The 15,588-nt window shown below is 63.1% G+C and carries 15 protein-coding genes; all 15 read left to right on the top strand.

Going from position 1 to position 15,588, the window contains the following annotated elements:
- Positions 1–37: 37 nt before the first annotated feature.
- The 15 genes from NKJ88_RS22400 (at position 38) to NKJ88_RS22330 (ending at position 15,572) form a co-directional block, all read left to right on the top strand.
- Positions 38–1,228, top strand: a complete 1,191-nt coding sequence (locus tag NKJ88_RS22400) for an NADH-quinone oxidoreductase subunit D (protein WP_023670822.1) — start codon at positions 38–40, stop codon at positions 1,226–1,228.
- Positions 1,229–2,560, top strand: coding sequence for an NADH-quinone oxidoreductase subunit E (locus NKJ88_RS22395; protein WP_023823111.1), 1,332 nt, complete (start codon positions 1,229–1,231; stop codon positions 2,558–2,560).
- The gene (locus tag NKJ88_RS22390) at positions 2,560–2,763 is read left to right on the top strand and encodes a hypothetical protein (protein WP_023690953.1); all 204 of its coding nucleotides are present in this window, start codon (positions 2,560–2,562) and stop codon (positions 2,761–2,763) included. The genes NKJ88_RS22395 and NKJ88_RS22390 overlap by 1 nt, the downstream gene beginning before the upstream one ends.
- A 3-nt stretch (positions 2,764–2,766) precedes the next feature.
- Positions 2,767–4,071, top strand: a complete 1,305-nt coding sequence (nuoF, locus tag NKJ88_RS22385; RefSeq protein ID WP_023670819.1) for an NADH-quinone oxidoreductase subunit NuoF — start codon at positions 2,767–2,769, stop codon at positions 4,069–4,071.
- Positions 4,072–4,143: 72 nt separating this feature from the next.
- Positions 4,144–4,836 carry a helix-hairpin-helix domain-containing protein gene (locus NKJ88_RS22380; protein ID WP_023823109.1) on the top strand — a complete coding sequence of 231 codons (693 nt, stop codon included), beginning with the start codon at positions 4,144–4,146 and terminating at the stop codon, positions 4,834–4,836.
- A gap of 11 nt (positions 4,837–4,847) precedes the next feature.
- Positions 4,848–5,129, top strand: coding sequence for a pentapeptide repeat-containing protein (locus NKJ88_RS22375; RefSeq protein WP_023731233.1), 282 nt, complete (start codon positions 4,848–4,850; stop codon positions 5,127–5,129).
- Positions 5,129–7,210 carry an NADH-quinone oxidoreductase subunit NuoG gene (gene nuoG, locus NKJ88_RS22370; RefSeq protein ID WP_023823108.1) on the top strand — a complete coding sequence of 694 codons (2,082 nt, stop codon included), beginning with the start codon at positions 5,129–5,131 and terminating at the stop codon, positions 7,208–7,210. Before NKJ88_RS22375 ends, nuoG begins: the two co-directional genes overlap by 1 nt.
- A 2-nt stretch (positions 7,211–7,212) precedes the next feature.
- Complete coding sequence (gene nuoH, locus NKJ88_RS22365; protein WP_023685202.1) at positions 7,213–8,256, top strand: NADH-quinone oxidoreductase subunit NuoH; 1,044 nt, start codon at positions 7,213–7,215, stop codon at positions 8,254–8,256.
- Positions 8,256–8,747, top strand: coding sequence for an NADH-quinone oxidoreductase subunit NuoI (gene nuoI / locus NKJ88_RS22360; protein WP_023690956.1), 492 nt, complete (start codon positions 8,256–8,258; stop codon positions 8,745–8,747). The genes nuoH and nuoI overlap by 1 nt, the downstream gene beginning before the upstream one ends.
- 123 nt (positions 8,748–8,870) lie before the next feature.
- Positions 8,871–9,491 (top strand): NADH-quinone oxidoreductase subunit J, encoded by a 621-nt coding sequence (locus NKJ88_RS22355; RefSeq protein WP_023690957.1) that lies wholly within the window; start codon positions 8,871–8,873, stop codon positions 9,489–9,491.
- Position 9,492: 1 nt separating this feature from the next.
- A complete protein-coding gene (nuoK, locus tag NKJ88_RS22350) occupies positions 9,493–9,801 on the top strand; it encodes an NADH-quinone oxidoreductase subunit NuoK (protein WP_023670810.1) in 309 nt (102 codons plus the stop codon).
- Between the two features lie 10 nt (positions 9,802–9,811).
- A complete protein-coding gene (gene nuoL / locus NKJ88_RS22345) occupies positions 9,812–11,785 on the top strand; it encodes an NADH-quinone oxidoreductase subunit L (RefSeq protein WP_352445507.1) in 1,974 nt (657 codons plus the stop codon).
- Positions 11,785–13,290: an NADH-quinone oxidoreductase subunit M gene (locus NKJ88_RS22340; protein ID WP_023823106.1), complete on the top strand. Its 1,506-nt coding sequence runs from the start codon at positions 11,785–11,787 to the stop codon at positions 13,288–13,290. The genes nuoL and NKJ88_RS22340 overlap by 1 nt, the downstream gene beginning before the upstream one ends.
- Before the next feature lie 18 nt (positions 13,291–13,308).
- Entirely contained in the window at positions 13,309–14,745 is a 1,437-nt protein-coding gene (gene nuoN, locus NKJ88_RS22335; protein WP_023823105.1) for an NADH-quinone oxidoreductase subunit NuoN, read from the top strand.
- 5 nt (positions 14,746–14,750) lie between these two features.
- The gene (locus NKJ88_RS22330; protein ID WP_352445505.1) at positions 14,751–15,572 is read left to right on the top strand and encodes a biotin--[acetyl-CoA-carboxylase] ligase; all 822 of its coding nucleotides are present in this window, start codon (positions 14,751–14,753) and stop codon (positions 15,570–15,572) included.
- Positions 15,573–15,588 lie beyond the last annotated feature (16 nt).

The following is a 15,588-nucleotide window of genomic DNA, read 5'->3' as shown; positions in this document are numbered from 1 at the left end:
CACTACTCACTACTGACTCTTCGCCAGAGGCGCCAGAATGGCTGAAACCTCCGTCCGCAACTTTAACATCAACTTCGGACCGCAGCACCCTGCGGCACACGGTGTTTTGCGTCTTGTGCTGGAGCTTGACGGCGAGGTGGTCGACCGCGTCGATCCGCATATCGGCTTGCTGCATCGCGGCACTGAAAAGCTGATCGAGCACAAGACCTATCTGCAGGCGGTGCCCTATCTCGACCGGCTCGATTATTGCGCACCGATGAACCAGGAGCATGCCTTCGCGCTCGCCACCGAGCGGTTGCTCGGCATCGAAGTGCCGAAGCGCGGCCAGTTGATCCGCGTGCTCTATTCCGAGCTCAGCCGCATCATGTCGCACATCCTCAATGTGACGACGCAGGCGCTGGATATCGGCGCGCTGACGCCGCCGCTGTGGGGTTTCGTCGAACGCGAAAAGCTGATGGTGTTTTATGAGCGCGCTTCCGGTTCGCGCATGCACGCGGCCTATTTCCGTCCGGGCGGTGTGCACCAGGATCTGCCGGCGAAGCTGGTCGAGGACATCGGCAAGTGGATCGACCCGTTCCTGAAGTCGCTTGACGACCTCGACAAGCTGCTTACCGGCAACCGCATCTTCAAGCAGCGCAATGTCGATATCGGTATCGTGTCGCTTGCCGACGCCTGGGCCTGGGGTTTTTCCGGCGTCATGGTGCGCGGCTCGGGTGCTGCCTGGGATTTGCGCAAGTCGCAGCCCTATGAATGCTATTCCGAGATGGATTTCGACATCCCGATCGGCAAGAACGGCGACTGCTACGACCGTTATCTCGTGCGCATGGAAGAAATGCGCCAGTCGGCCAAGATCATGCGTCAGTGCGTCGACCTTCTGCTCGGCAAGGAGAGCACCGGGCCGGTGTCGAACCTCGACGGCAAGGTGGTGCCGCCCAAGCGCCAGGCGATGAAGCGCTCGATGGAAGCGCTGATCCATCATTTCAAGCTCTATACCGAGGGTTACCGCGTGCCGGCCGGCGAGGTCTATGCCGCGGTCGAGGCGCCGAAGGGCGAGTTCGGCGTCTATCTCGTCTCCGACGGCACCAACAAGCCCTACCGCTGCAAGCTGCGCGCGCCCGGCTTCGCGCATCTGCAAGCCATGGATTTCCTCTGCCGTGGCCACATGCTGGCCGACGTCACTGCCGTCCTGGGTTCCCTCGACATCGTGTTTGGTGAGGTCGATCGCTAAATGTCAGTCCGCCGTCTCGCAGAAGCAAGCGTCCAGCCAGCCACCTTCGCCTTCAACCGGGCGAATGCGGCGGTTGCGAAGCAATGGATCAAGAAATATCCGAAGGGCCGCGAGCAGTCGGCGATCATTCCCTTGCTGATGATTGCGCAGGAGCAGGAAGGCTGGGTCACCAAGGCGGCGATCGAGACGATTTCGGACATGCTCGGCATGCCGCGCATTCGCGGGCTCGAAGTCGCGACCTTCTACACGCAGTACCAGCTCAATCCGGTCGGCACGCGCGCGCATATCCAGGTCTGCGGCACCACGCCCTGCATGCTGCGCGGCTCGGAAGCGCTGATGGATGTGTGCCGCTCGAAAATCCATCACGACCAGTTCCACACCAACGACAAGGGCACGCTGTCGTGGGAGGAGGTCGAATGCCTCGGCGCCTGCGTCAACGCGCCGATGGTGATGGTCTTCAAGGACACGTTCGAGGATCTGACGCCTGAGCGGCTGGCCGAAATCATCGATCTTTATGATGCAGGCAAGGGCGCCTCGGTTCCCACGGGACCGCAAAATGGCAGAACCGGCTCGGAGCCGGCGCCTGGCCTGACGACGCTGAAGAGCGAAAAGGCGATCCTCAAAGCAACGCGCGACAAGGAAGCCAGGGCCGCGAGCAAGGCTGCCCACGCGGCGCCCGACGCAATCATTGCGGCGCCTGTTCCGGCTCCTGCCGCTCCTGCAGCGCCCGCCCCGGTCGCGCCATCCAACGCCGGCAAACCGAAAACCGATGCGCCGGAAACCAGCTCGGCGTTGACGTCGCCCTCCAGGGCCAAGGTTGCACCGGCGGCGGAAAAAGCGGCGAGCGTCCCGGCGCCCCTGCATTCGGCCGCCAACGCCAACGCCGCGGCGCCTGAAGTCGAGAAGGTCGCCAAGCAGCGTAATGGCCCGAAGACCACCGCCACGCCGGCAACTGCCTTCACTGCGCCGGAATTCAAGGCGCCAGCGGTCAAGGCCGCGGTGGCCCCGGCCGTCAAGGCGCCGGCAGCCAGGCCCGCAAAGCCGTCGCTCGAGGACAAGAACCGTCCGGCCGGAATCGACAGGCCGGCTGCGGTCGACGATCTCAAGCTGATCTCGGGCATTGGCCCGAAGATCGAGGGCATCCTTCATTCGCTTGGCATCTTCACCTTCACACAGGTCGCATCCTGGAATAAGGCCGAGCGCGACTGGGTGGATGGATATCTCGCTTTCCAGGGCCGCATCGAGCGCGACGACTGGGGCAAGCAGGCCAAGGCGCTCGCCAAGGGCGGCGTCGCCGAATACATCCGCGTCTTCGGCAAGGAGCCACGTTGATGGCTGAAGCGCAAAGCACCGGATCTTTGCTGACGCTGCGCAGCATTGTCATCGGCGTTGTCTGCATCGCTGCTGCCAACATCCTTCTGGAGGGGCTTCGGCGCCTCGTCGAATTGCCGTTTTCGGATACCCTGGAATCGATGGCCGCGACCGGCATGGGCGTGCTGGTGTGGTTCTCGATCGTCTTGCGGGGAAAGAGGTAAGTCATGCTGGCTGACAAAGACCGCATCTTCAACAACATCTACGGCCTGTTCGATAAGTCGCTGGCCGGCGCCATGGCGCGCGGCGCCTGGGACAACACGCCCGGCATCATCGCCAAGGGGCGCGAGTGGATCGTCAACGAGATGAAGGCGTCAGGCCTGCGCGGCCGTGGCGGCGCCGGTTTCCCGACCGGGCTGAAATGGTCGTTCATGCCCAAGCAGAGCGACGGAAGGCCGAGCTATCTCGTTGTCAACGCGGACGAATCCGAGCCCGGCACGTGCAAGGACCGCGATATCCTGCGCAACGATCCGCACACGCTGGTCGAGGGCTCGTTCATCGCCGGCTTCGCCATGGGCGCGGTCGCCGCCTACATCTATGTGCGCGGCGAGTTCATCCGCGAGCGCGAAGCGCTGCAGCGCGCCATCGACGAGGCCTATGAGGCCAGGCTGATCGGCAAGAACAACACGTCCGGATACGATTTCGACATCTACATGCACCACGGCGCCGGCGCCTACATCTGCGGCGAGGAAACAGCGCTGCTCGAAAGCCTCGAAGGCAAGAAGGGCCAGCCCCGGCTGAAGCCGCCATTCCCAGCCAATGTCGGCTTGTACGGTTGTCCGACAACCGTGAACAATGTCGAGTCCATCGCGGTCGCGCCGACCATTTTGCGCCGCGGCGCGGCCTGGTTCTCGTCCTTCGGCCGGCCCAACAATGTCGGCACCAAGCTGTTTTGCATCTCGGGCCACGTCAACAATCCGTGCACCGTCGAAGAGGCGATGTCGATCCCGTTCCGCGAGCTGATCGAAACCCATTGCGGCGGCATTCGCGGCGGCTGGGACAATCTCCTGGCGGTCATTCCGGGCGGCGCTTCGGTGCCGCTGGTGCCGGCCGAGCAGATCATCGATGCGCCGATGGATTTCGATGCGCTGCGCGACCTGAAATCGGGTCTCGGCACGGCGGCTGTCATCGTCATGGACAAGTCGACCGATATCGTGAAGGCGATCGCCAGGCTGTCCTATTTTTACAAGCATGAGAGCTGCGGCCAGTGCACACCGTGCCGCGAAGGCACCGGCTGGATGTGGCGGGTGATGGAGCGGCTAGTGCGCGGCGAGGCGCAGAAGCGCGAGATCGACATGCTGCTCGACGTCACCAAACAGGTGGAGGGTCATACGATCTGCGCGCTGGGCGATGCCGCGGCATGGCCGATCCAGGGCCTGATGCGGCATTTCCGCGGCGAGGTGGAGCGGCGCATCGACGAGTTTTCGCGCAACGCGCACCGGGCCGAACCGGTGATGGTGGCTGCTGAGTAGATTGAAATCGGGCGCAAGCCCCGGACGGAAATATAGGGGCGGGGCTGACGAAGAAACGACCAGGAGATGTCTATGGCGCCCTATTCGAACCCTTTGATGCCCAATTTGGACCAGCTTGAGAAGATGAACCAGGATTTGACAAGGATGATGCCGAAGGAGATGGCCAGCGCCGTCAACCTTCTCGCGCATCCTGTCGCTGGTGCCGCCGCCATGTCGGCGCTGGGCTTCGGCCTTGCCAACCATGCCTTTGGCGTGTGGCTAGGCGCCTTGTCGGGTGCTGCCGAGGCATCGCAGCGGATTTTCCAGCCGATCATCGACGATTTCGAACAGCGCAGCCAAGGGTTCGCCGAGACCGCCCCCGCCACCAAGGCGCGCGCGGCGACCAGAACCCTGATCGCCGAGGCGCAGAGTTTTGCCCAGGATGTGACCGATATTGCCGCTCGCACCGTCGATGCCGAGCCGGAGAAGACCGATGCCGTCGCCGAAGGCGCGACGATCGGATTGATGCCGGAGGATTTCAGACAGCCCAAGGCCGTGGCTCGTCCGGCCAAGCCGTCGGATCTCAAGGCGATCACCGGCGTTGGACCGAAGCTGGAAAAAGTGCTGAACGGCCTCGGCATCTGGACCTTTGCCCAGATCGCCGCCTGGGCGCCGGAAGAGATCGCCTGGGTCGAGGACTACCTGTCGCTCACCGGCCGTATCGGCCGCGACGAGTGGACCCGCCAGGCCGCGGCGCTGACGCTGGCCGCCAAGGCGAAGAAGTAGGGGTGGCAGGCATGGAGATCCACGACAGGAGCGATGTTCTCGATGTGCGCAATGCCATCGTCAGCAACTCCAGATTTGACGATGTGAACTTGTCGAACACGCAGTTTCACAACGTCGACCTGTCGGCGGCCGTGGTGGACGACGCGAACCTCTCGAACGCGTTTTTCGGCAATGTGAATATGAGCAATCTGAAGATAGAAAACGCTGAAGTCGCCGGCATGATGATCAATGGCATCAGGCTGAGCGATCTGTTTCAGGCATATGAGACGGCGCAGACCGCCGGGGGCAATTGATGGCAAAGCTCAAGGTCGACGGGAAAGAGATCACTGTACCCGACCACTACACGCTGCTGCAGGCAGCCGAGGACGCCGGCGCGGAAGTGCCGCGCTTCTGCTTCCATGAGCGGCTGTCGATCGCCGGCAATTGCCGCATGTGCCTGATCGAGGTGAAGGGCGGGCCGCCGAAGCCGCAGGCCTCCTGCGCCATGAATGTGCGCGACCTCCGTCCGGGACCCAATGGCGAGGCGCCTGAAATCTTCACCAACACGCCGATGGTCAAGAAGGCCCGCGAAGGCGTGATGGAATTCCTCTTGATCAACCATCCGCTGGATTGCCCGATCTGCGACCAGGGCGGCGAATGCGACCTGCAGGACCAGGCGATGGCCTTCGGCGTCGATTCCTCGCGCTATCACGAGAACAAGCGCGCGGTCGAAGACAAGTATATCGGCCCATTGGTCAAGACGGTTATGAACCGCTGCATCCACTGCACGCGCTGCGTCCGCTTCACCACGGAAGTTGCGGGCATTTCCGAGCTTGGCCTGATCGGCCGCGGCGAGGATGCCGAGATCACCACCTATCTCGAAAGCGCCATGACCTCGGAGCTGCAGGGCAATGTCATCGACCTCTGCCCGGTCGGCGCGCTGACCTCCAAGCCTTTCGCCTTCCAGGCACGGCCGTGGGAGCTGACCAAGACAGAATCCATCGACGTCATGGACGCCGTCGGCTCGGCAATCCGCGTCGACAGCCGTGGCCGCGAGGTGATGCGCATCCTGCCGCGCGTCAATGAAGCGGTGAACGAGGAGTGGATTTCCGACAAGACCCGCTTCATATGGGACGGATTGCGCACGCAGCGCCTCGACCGCCCCTATGTCCGCAAGGACGGAAAGTTGGCGCCGGCCAGCTGGGCCGAAGCGTTCGTTGCGATCAGGGATGCGGCGTCGAATGCTGCGCCCGAGAAAATCGGCGCGATTGCGGGCGATCTTGCCGCCGTCGAGGAAATCTACGCACTGAAGCAGCTTATGGCTGCGTTGGGCTCAAGGAACACCGATTGCCGCCAGGACGGCGCCGCACTCGATCCCGCGCTCGGCCGCGCCAGCTACATCTTCAACCCGACCATCGAGGGCATCGAGCAGGCCGACGCGGTGCTGATCATCGGCGCCAATCCGCGCTTCGAGGCCTCGGTGCTCAATGCCCGCATCCGCAAACGCTGGCGGATCGGCAATCTGCCGGTCGGCGTCATCGGCGAGGTCGGCGACACGCGTTACGACTACGAACAGCTCGGCGCCGGTCCGGAGTCGCTGAAAGACCTGGCCGACGGCAATGGCAAGTTCTTCCAGGTGCTGAAGAAGGCGACGCATCCGCTGATCATCGTCGGCCAGGGCGCGCTGTCGCGTGCCGACGGCGCGGCGGTGCTCGGCCAGGCGGCGAAACTCGCCACCGCCGTCAACGCTGCCCGCGCCGACTGGAACGGCTTTGCCGTGCTGCACACTGCAGCCGCGCGCGTCGGCGGTCTCGATGTCGGCTTCGTGCCTGGCAGGGGCGGCAAGAACGTTGCCGGCATGCTGGGTGAGAGCGAGGTTCTGTTCCTGCTCGGCGCCGACGAGATCGACATGTCCAAGACCGGCGGCGCCTTCGTCGTCTATGTCGGAACGCATGGCGACGCCGGTGCGCACCGCGCCAATGTCATCCTGCCGGGAGCCGCTTACACCGAAAAGTCCGGCACCTATGTCAACACCGAGGGACGCGTGCAGCAGACCAACCGCGCGGGCTTCGCGCCGGGCGACGCGCGCGAAGACTGGGCGATCCTGAGGGCATTGTCCGATGTGCTGGGCAAGAAACTACCCTTCGATTCGCTGCAGCAGTTGCGCGCCAAACTCTATGGCGAATACCCGCATCTCGCCCGCATCGATCATGTCGAAGCCGGCAATGCCGATGACGTCGCTAGGGTGGCGAAGCTCGGCGGGCGGCTGAACAAGGGCACTTTCACCTCGCCGGTCACGGATTTCTATCTGACCAACCCGATTGCGCGGGCCTCCGCCGTCATGGCGGAATGCTCGGCGCTGGCGAAAAACGGCTTCAGGCAGGCGGCAGAGTAGACATGGACACCTTCTTCTCCTTCTACGTGCTGCCGACGCTGATCATCCTTTTAAAGTCGGTCGTGCTGATCGTCGTTTTGCTGATCGGGGTTGCCTACCTGCTTTACGCCGACCGCAAGATCTGGGCGGCGGTACAATTGCGCCGCGGCCCGAACGTCGTCGGCCCGTGGGGCACGCTGCAGGCTTTCGCCGATCTGCTAAAATTCGTCTTCAAGGAACCGGTCATTCCGTCCGGCGCCAACAAGGGCGTGTTCCTGCTGGCGCCGCTGGTGTCGGCCGTGCTGGCAATCTCGGCCTGGGCGGTCATTCCCGTCAATGCCGGCTGGGGGATCGCCAACGTCAATGTCGGCATCCTCTACGTCTTCGCCATCTCCTCGCTCGAGGTCTATGGCGTGATCATGGGCGGCTGGGCGTCCAACTCCAAATACCCGTTCCTCGGCGCGCTGCGCTCGGCGGCGCAGATGGTGTCCTACGAAGTCTCGATCGGCTTCGTCATCGTCACCGTGCTGCTCTGCGTCGGCTCGCTCAACCTGTCGGACATCGTGCTGTCGCAGCAGGATGGGCTGGGCACCAAGCTTGGCCTGCCCAACAGCTTCCTCGACTGGCACTGGCTGGCGCTGTTCCCGATGTTCGTCATTTTCTTCATCTCGGCGCTGGCCGAGACCAACCGCCCGCCCTTCGACCTGGTGGAAGCCGAGTCCGAATTGGTCGCCGGCCATATGGTCGAATATTCGTCGACGCCGTTCCTGTTGTTCTTCCTCGGCGAATACGTCGCCGTGGTGATGATGTGCGCGCTAGCCACCATCCTGTTCCTCGGCGGCTGGCTGCCGCCCTTCGACTTCGCCCCCTTCACCTGGGTGCCCGGCGTGATCTGGTTCGTGCTCAAGATCTGCCTGATGTTCTTCATGTTCTCCATGGTGAAGGCCTTCGTGCCGCGCTACCGATACGACCAGCTGATGCGGCTCGGCTGGAAAGTGTTTTTGCCGATCTCGCTGTTCATGGTCGTTGCCACCGCGGCCTTCCTCAAGATCACGGGGTTTGCGTGATGTCCGCTCTTGGCCAGGCCGCCAAATCGCTGCTGCTGCAGGATTTCGTCAGCGCCTTCTTCCTGTCGATGCGCCAGTTCTTCGCGCCGAAGGAGACGATCAACTATCCGCACGAAAAGGGGCCGACCAGCCCGCGCTTCCGTGGCGAGCACGCGCTGCGCCGCTATCCCAATGGCGAGGAACGCTGCATCGCCTGCAAGCTGTGCGAAGCGATCTGTCCGGCGCAGGCGATCACCATCGAGGCCGGCCCGCGCCGCAATGACGGCACGCGCCGCACCGTGCGCTACGACATCGACATGGTGAAGTGCATCTATTGCGGCTTCTGCCAGGAAGCCTGCCCGGTCGACGCCATCGTCGAGGGGCCGAATTTCGAGTTCGCGACGGAGACGCGCGAAGAGCTTTACTACGACAAGGACAGGCTGCTGGCGAATGGCGACCGCTGGGAGCGCGAACTGGCGCGCAACATCTCGCTGGACTCGCCCTACCGCTGACATTTGACGCATGGACGGGGCGAGGGGCCTCGTCTAAGGACAACGCAACTTGCCGGCCGGAGGCGGTCGCAGAAATCAAACAGGACGGATGTCCTGTTTGGACAGGAACCCGGGGGATCCCCAATGCTGAGTGGACTAGAGGCGGCCTTTTTCTACCTCTTCGCCTTTGTCGCGGTGGCGTCGGCCTTCATGGTCATTTCGTCGCGCAACCCCGTGCATTCCGTGCTGTTCCTGATCCTGACCTTCTTCAACGCCGCCGGCCTGTTCATGCTGACCGGCGCCGAGTTCCTGGCGATGATCCTGCTCGTCGTCTATGTCGGCGCGGTCATGGTGCTGTTCCTGTTCGTCGTCATGATGCTCGATGTCGACTTCGCCGAGATGAAGGAAGGCGCCCTGCAATATGCGCCGATCGGCGCGCTGGTCGGGCTGATCCTGGCGGCCGAGCTGATCGTGGTGCTCGGCGGCTACACCTTCGCGCCGCAACTGGCCTCGACGGTCTCCAAACCCATCCCGGATCTTGCCGCGCGGACAAACACCGCAGCACTCGGCGACATCCTCTATACGGACTACCTCTACTACTTCCAGATTTCGGGCCTCATCCTGCTGGTCGCCATGATCGGCGCCATCGTCCTGACGCTGCGCCACAAGGAAGGGGTCAAGCGGCAGTCGATCGCCGCCCAGGTCGGCCGCACGCCGGCGACAGGCATGGAAATCCGCAAGGTCAAGTCGGGCGAGGGGCTCTGAGATGGTCGTCGGCATCGCACATTACCTGACCGTATCGGCGATCCTGTTCACGCTCGGCGTGTTCGGCATCTTCCTGAACCGCAGGAACATCATCGTCATCCTGATGTCGATCGAGCTGATCCTTTTGGCGGTCAACATCAATTTCGTCGCCTTCTCGGCGGCATTGGGCGATCTCGTCGGCCAGGTGTTTGCCCTGTTCGTGCTGACGGTCGCGGCCGCCGAAGCGGCCATCGGTCTTGCCATTCTCGTCGTCTTCTTCCGCAACCGCGGCTCGATCGCGGTCGAAGACGTGAACCAGATGAAGGGTTGACGGGGCTAACATGTATCAAGCGATCGTCTTCCTTCCGCTGCTCGGCTTCCTGATTGTCGGCCTGTTCGGCAATGCGCTCGGCGCCAAGGCATCGGAATATATCACCTCGGGCTTCCTGGTGATCTCGGCCGTGCTGTCCTGGGTCGCCTTCTTCTCCGTCGGCTTCGGCGAAGGCGAGGTGTTCACCGTGCCGGTACTGCGCTGGATCCAATCCGGCGGCTTGGACGCGTCCTGGGCGCTCAGGATCGATACGCTGACGGTGGTCATGCTGGTGGTGGTCAACACGGTGTCGGCGCTGGTCCACATCTATTCGATCGGCTACATGCACCACGATCCGAACCGGCCGCGCTTCTTCGCCTATCTGTCGCTGTTCACCTTCGCCATGCTGATGCTGGTGACGGCGGACAATCTGGTGCAGATGTTCTTCGGCTGGGAAGGGGTGGGTCTCGCGTCCTATTTGCTGATCGGCTTCTGGTACAAGAAGCCGTCGGCCAATGCCGCTGCCATCAAGGCCTTCGTCGTCAACCGCGTCGGCGATTTCGGCTTCGCGCTCGGCATTTTCGGCGTCTTCGTTTTGTTCGGCTCGGTCAATCTCGGCACCATCTTCGCCAATGCCGCGACGTTCATTCCGGCTGAAGGCGCGCCGCAAGGGGCCGCCGTGCTGACCTTCCTCGGCTATGCGCTGGACAAGCAGGCGGCCATGACCATCGTCTGCCTGCTGCTGTTCATGGGCGCCATGGGCAAGTCGGCGCAGGTGCCGCTGCACACCTGGCTGCCGGACGCGATGGAAGGCCCGACGCCGGTTTCCGCGCTGATCCATGCCGCCACCATGGTGACGGCCGGCGTGTTCATGCTGGCGCGGCTGTCGCCGCTCTTCGAACTGTCGCATTCGGCGCTCACGGTGGTGACCTTCATCGGCGCCTTCACCGCCTTCTTCGCGGCGACCGTCGGCCTGGTTCAGAACGACATCAAGCGCGTCATCGCCTATTCGACCTGCTCGCAGCTCGGCTACATGTTCGTCGCGCTCGGCGTCGGCGCCTATGGCGCGGCGATCTTCCATTTGTTCACGCATGCCTTCTTCAAGGCGCTGCTGTTCCTGGGCTCCGGCTCGGTCATCCATGCCGTCTCCGACGAGCAGGACATGCGCAAGATGGGTGGCCTGCGGAAGCTCATTCCGAAGACCTACTGGATGATGGTGATCGGCACGCTGGCGCTGACCGGTGTCGGCATTCCGGTGACCGTCATCGGCACCGCCGGCTTCTTCTCCAAGGATGCCATCATCGAGGCTGCCTTTGCCGGCCACAATTCGGTCGCCGGCCTCGCTTTTGTCCTGCTGGTCATCGCCGCCTGCTTCACCTCCTTCTACTCCTGGCGGCTGATCTTCATGACCTTCCACGGCGAGCCGCGGGCGAGCCACGACGTCATGCACCATGTCCATGAATCGCCGCCGGTGATGCTGGTGCCGCTGTTCATCCTGGCCGCGGGCGCGCTGTTTGCCGGCGTTATCTTCCATGGTGCCTTCATCGGCGAAGGCTATACCGAATTCTGGAAGGCCTCGCTGTTCACGCTGCCGGACAACCACATCCTGCACGATATCCACGAATTGCCGCTGTGGGTCGAGCTGGCACCGTTCGTCGCCATGGTCATCGGCTTTGCAGTCGCCTGGAAGTTCTACATCCGCTCGCCGGAACTGCCCCTGAGTGTCGCCGCCAACCATCGGCTGCTGTATGCCTTCCTGCTCAACAAATGGTACTTTGACGAGCTCTACGACGTCCTGTTCGTGCGGCCGGCAAAGGCGCTGGGCAGGTTCTTGTGGAAGACCGGCGACGGCACCATCATCGACGGGCTCGGTCCTGACGGCATTTCGGCGCGCGTCGTCGACGTCACCGACCGCGTCGTCAAGCTGCAGACCGGCTATCTCTATCACTATGCCTTCGCCATGCTGATCGGCGTGGCCGCACTCGTCACCTGGATGATGCTCTGATGACCGCCTGGCCAATCCTCTCGCTGGTCACCTTCCTGCCGCTCGTAGGTGTGCTGATGATCCTGTTCATCAGGGATGACAGCCCGAATGCGCGTCGCAACATCCGCACCATCGCGTTCACGACGACAGCGGCCACCTTCATCATCTCGCTGTTCATCTGGACCGGCTTCGACAATTCGCAAGCCGGCTTCCAGTTCGTCGAGAAGTTTGCCTGGTTGGATTCCGGCATCTCCTACCATATGGGCGTCGACGGCATTTCGATGCTGTTCGTCATCCTGACGACGTTCCTGATGCCGCTCTGCATCCTGGCGTCGTGGGAAGCGATCGACAAGCGGGTCAAGGCCTACATGATCGCCTTCCTGCTCTTGGAAACGCTGATGATCGGCGTGTTCTGCGCGCTCGACATCGTGCTGTTCTACGTCTTCTTCGAGGCCGGCCTGATCCCGATGTTCATCATCATCGGCGTCTGGGGCGGCAAGCGCCGCGTCTATGCCTCGTTCAAGTTCTTCCTCTACACGCTGGCCGGCTCGGTGCTGATGCTGCTCGCCATCATGGCGATGTTCTTCCAGGCGGGCACCACCGACATCCCGACGCTGCTGACCCACAACTTCCCGGCCCACATGCAGACATGGCTATTTCTGGCCTTCTTCGCCTCCTTCGCGGTGAAGATGCCGATGTGGCCGGTGCACACCTGGCTGCCCGACGCCCACGTCGAAGCGCCGACGGCGGGCTCGGTGATCCTGGCCGGCATCCTGTTGAAAATGGGCGGGTACGGCTTCCTGCGCTTTTCCCTGCCGATGTTCCCGCTGGCCTCGGAAATGTTCGCGCCGCTGGTGTTTACGCTGTCGGTCGTCGCCATCATCTACACCTCGCTGGTGGCGCTGATGCAGGAGGACATGAAGAAGCTGATCGCCTATTCCTCCGTCGCCCATATGGGCTTCGTCACCATGGGCATCTTCGCCATGAACCAGGAAGGCGTGCAGGGCGCGATCTTCCAGATGCTGAGCCACGGCCTCGTCTCGGGCGCGCTGTTCCTGTGCGTCGGCGTCATTTACGACCGCATGCACACGCGCGAGATCGACGCTTATGGTGGCTTGGTCAACAACATGCCGAAATACGCCACGGTGTTCCTGATCTTCACCATGGCCAATGTCGGCTTGCCGGGCACGTCAGGTTTCGTTGGCGAGTTCCTGACCATGCTCGGCGTGTTCCGGGTCAACACCTGGGTGGCGTTCTTCGCCGCCACCGGCGTCATCCTGTCGGCCGCCTACGCACTCTGGCTCTACCGCCGGGTGATCTTCGGCGCGCTGACCAAGGAAAGCCTGAAGGGCCTGCTCGATCTGTCGACGCGCGAGAAGGCGATCATCTACCCGCTGGTCGTGCTGGTCATCTTCTTCGGCGTCTATCCCGCTCCCGTCTTCGATGCCACGGCCCAGTCGGTCAAGGCGCTCGTCACCAATGTCACCGCATCCATCGGCGCCGCGCAGACCGCGGCGGCGAACTGACCAGAGGTTTTGCGAACCATGACGCCGGACCTTTATTCCAGCCTTTCGCTCTCGACGCCGGAGCTGATCCTCGCCATCGGCGCGCTGGCGCTGTTGATGGTCGGCGCCTATTCGCGCGCCAACAAGGCCATTCTGGTGACCGGCCTTGCCGTCGCCGTGCTGGTGATCGCAGGCCTATGGCTGATCTTTCCCACGGGGCAGGGCGCAGCCTATGGCAACGCCTTCATCCAGGATCCGTTCTCCCGCTTCATGAAGGTGCTGTCGCTGATCGGTTCGGCGGTGACGCTGGTGATGTCGATGCGCTTCGCCAGGCAGGAGCATTTCGACAAGTTCGAATACCCGGTGCTGATCCTGCTCTGCACGCTCGGCATGATGCTGATGATCTCGGCCAACGGCATGATCGGGCTCTATCTCGGCCTCGAGCTGCAGTCGCTGGCGATTTACGTGCTGGCGGCGATCAATCGCGACAATCTGCGTTCGACCGAGGCCGGTTTGAAGTATTTTGTGCTTGGCGCGCTGTCGTCGGGCATGCTGCTTTACGGCATCAGCCTCATTTACGGCTACACCGGCAATGTCGGCTTCCAGGAAATCGCCTCGGCGCTCGGCAGGGGCGAGCGCCAGTTGGGGCTCGTCGTCGGCCTGGTCTTCGTTTTGGCCGGCCTTGCCTTCAAGATTTCGGCGGTGCCGTTCCACATGTGGACGCCTGATGTCTACGAGGGCGCGCCGACGCCGGTCACCGCCTTCCTGGCGGCTGCCCCCAAAATGGCGGCAATGGCGCTGATCGTGCGCGTCACCATGGGCGCCTTCAAGCCGATCGCTTCCGACTGGCAGCAGATCATCGTCTTCATCTCGATCGCCTCGATGGCGCTCGGCTCCTTTGCCGCAATCGGCCAGACCAACATCAAGCGGCTGATGGCCTACTCCTCGATCGGCCATATGGGCTACGCACTGGTCGGCCTTGCCGCCAACAGCCAGGCCGGCGTGCGCGGCGTCGCCATCTACATGCTGATCTATCTCGTCATGACGCTCGGCACCTTCGCCTTCATCCTCGCCATGCGGCGCAAGGAAGGCAATGTCGAGCAGATCAGCGATCTCGCCGGTCTGTCGTCGACCAACCCGATCATGGCGACGATCCTGACCATCCTGATGTTCTCGCTGGCCGGCATCCCGCCGCTCGCCGGCTTCTGGGGGAAATGGTACGTGTTCCTCGCCGCCATCAACGCCAACCTCTACGCGCTGGCGATCATCGGCGTGCTGGCCTCGGTCGTGGGCGCTTTCTACTATCTGCGCATCATCAAGCTCATGTGGTTCGACGAACCCGCCGGCGGTTTCGTGCCGATGGCCGTCGAACTGCGCCTCGTGCTCGGTGTCTCCGGCGCTTTCGTGCTGTTCTATGTGCTGATCGGCGGTCCGATCGCGACCTACGCCGAAGCCGCCGCCAAGACATTTTTCTGACCGGAATGGCATTTCGGCTGGCTCCCACCTCCGAAACGGAAGGGTTCCGGCTCGAGGCCCATGACAGTGTAGGTTCCACCAACACGCTTGCGCTGGACCATGCAAAGGCAGGCGACCCCGGCAAATTGTGGGTCGTTTCCAAGAAGCAGGAAAGCGGCCGTGGCCGCCGCGGCAGGGCCTGGGTATCGCCCGAGGGCAATCTGGCGGCGACATTGCTGGTCATCACCGGCGGTGAGTTGCGTCTGGCGGCGACGCTGGGCTTCGTCGCCGGCCTGTCGCTGGCCGATGCGCTTGACGCCGTGGTGCCGAAGGGCAGGATCGCCATCGGCCTCGACGGCGCCAGCCAGGGGCAGAACCGCTTCGAGCTGAAATGGCCGAACGATGTGCTTGCCTCCGGCGCCAAATTGGCCGGCATCCTGCTGGAATCGGCCATTCTCGATGGCGGCCGTTTCGCGGTGGCGGTGGGCATCGGCGTCAATGTGGTGGCGCATCCGCCGGATTTGCCGTATCCGGCGACATCGCTTCAGGCGCTGGGCGCGACATGCGACGCCGAAACGCTGTTTTTGGCGCTGTCCGATGCCTGGACCGACAATGCCCGGCTGTGGGACGACGGACGCGGGCTCGACGCCATCCGGCGTCGCTGGCTGGCGCGCGCGGCGGGGCTTGGCGGCGAGGTTGCTGTCAGGATTGACGGGAATGTGGTGCGCGGTACCTTCGAGACCATTGACGCGGACTGCCGTTTCGTGATCCGCGATGATGAGGGGTCGGTCGTGACGGTAGCCGCCGGCGACGTGCATTTCGGCGCCGTCGCGTCGGCAAAAGTTTAGGGCTGGCCGCAAGGGC

The sequence above is a fragment of the Mesorhizobium sp. M0016 genome, assembly GCF_040324035.1.
In the GTDB taxonomy this organism is placed as follows: Bacteria; Pseudomonadota; Alphaproteobacteria; order Rhizobiales; family Rhizobiaceae; genus Mesorhizobium.
This window is presented reverse-complemented; position numbering and strand designations above follow the sequence as displayed.

Bases quoted from the DNA above. Each gene is read 5' to 3' on its own strand.
- NKJ88_RS22400 (WP_023670822.1), top strand. From the start codon at position 38: ATGGCTGAAACCTCCGTCCGCAACTTTAACATCAACTTCGGACCGCAG.
- NKJ88_RS22395 (WP_023823111.1), top strand. From the start codon at position 1,229: ATGTCAGTCCGCCGTCTCGCAGAAGCAAGCGTCCAGCCAGCCACCTTC.
- NKJ88_RS22390 (WP_023690953.1), top strand. From the start codon at position 2,560: ATGGCTGAAGCGCAAAGCACCGGATCTTTGCTGACGCTGCGCAGCATT.
- nuoF (WP_023670819.1), top strand. From the start codon at position 2,767: ATGCTGGCTGACAAAGACCGCATCTTCAACAACATCTACGGCCTGTTC.
- NKJ88_RS22380 (WP_023823109.1), top strand. From the start codon at position 4,144: ATGGCGCCCTATTCGAACCCTTTGATGCCCAATTTGGACCAGCTTGAG.
- NKJ88_RS22375 (WP_023731233.1), top strand. From the start codon at position 4,848: ATGGAGATCCACGACAGGAGCGATGTTCTCGATGTGCGCAATGCCATC.
- nuoG (WP_023823108.1), top strand. From the start codon at position 5,129: ATGGCAAAGCTCAAGGTCGACGGGAAAGAGATCACTGTACCCGACCAC.
- nuoH (WP_023685202.1), top strand. From the start codon at position 7,213: ATGGACACCTTCTTCTCCTTCTACGTGCTGCCGACGCTGATCATCCTT.
- nuoI (WP_023690956.1), top strand. From the start codon at position 8,256: ATGTCCGCTCTTGGCCAGGCCGCCAAATCGCTGCTGCTGCAGGATTTC.
- NKJ88_RS22355 (WP_023690957.1), top strand. From the start codon at position 8,871: ATGCTGAGTGGACTAGAGGCGGCCTTTTTCTACCTCTTCGCCTTTGTC.
- nuoK (WP_023670810.1), top strand. From the start codon at position 9,493: ATGGTCGTCGGCATCGCACATTACCTGACCGTATCGGCGATCCTGTTC.
- nuoL (WP_352445507.1), top strand. From the start codon at position 9,812: ATGTATCAAGCGATCGTCTTCCTTCCGCTGCTCGGCTTCCTGATTGTC.
- NKJ88_RS22340 (WP_023823106.1), top strand. From the start codon at position 11,785: ATGACCGCCTGGCCAATCCTCTCGCTGGTCACCTTCCTGCCGCTCGTA.
- nuoN (WP_023823105.1), top strand. From the start codon at position 13,309: ATGACGCCGGACCTTTATTCCAGCCTTTCGCTCTCGACGCCGGAGCTG.
- NKJ88_RS22330 (WP_352445505.1), top strand. From the start codon at position 14,751: ATGGCATTTCGGCTGGCTCCCACCTCCGAAACGGAAGGGTTCCGGCTC.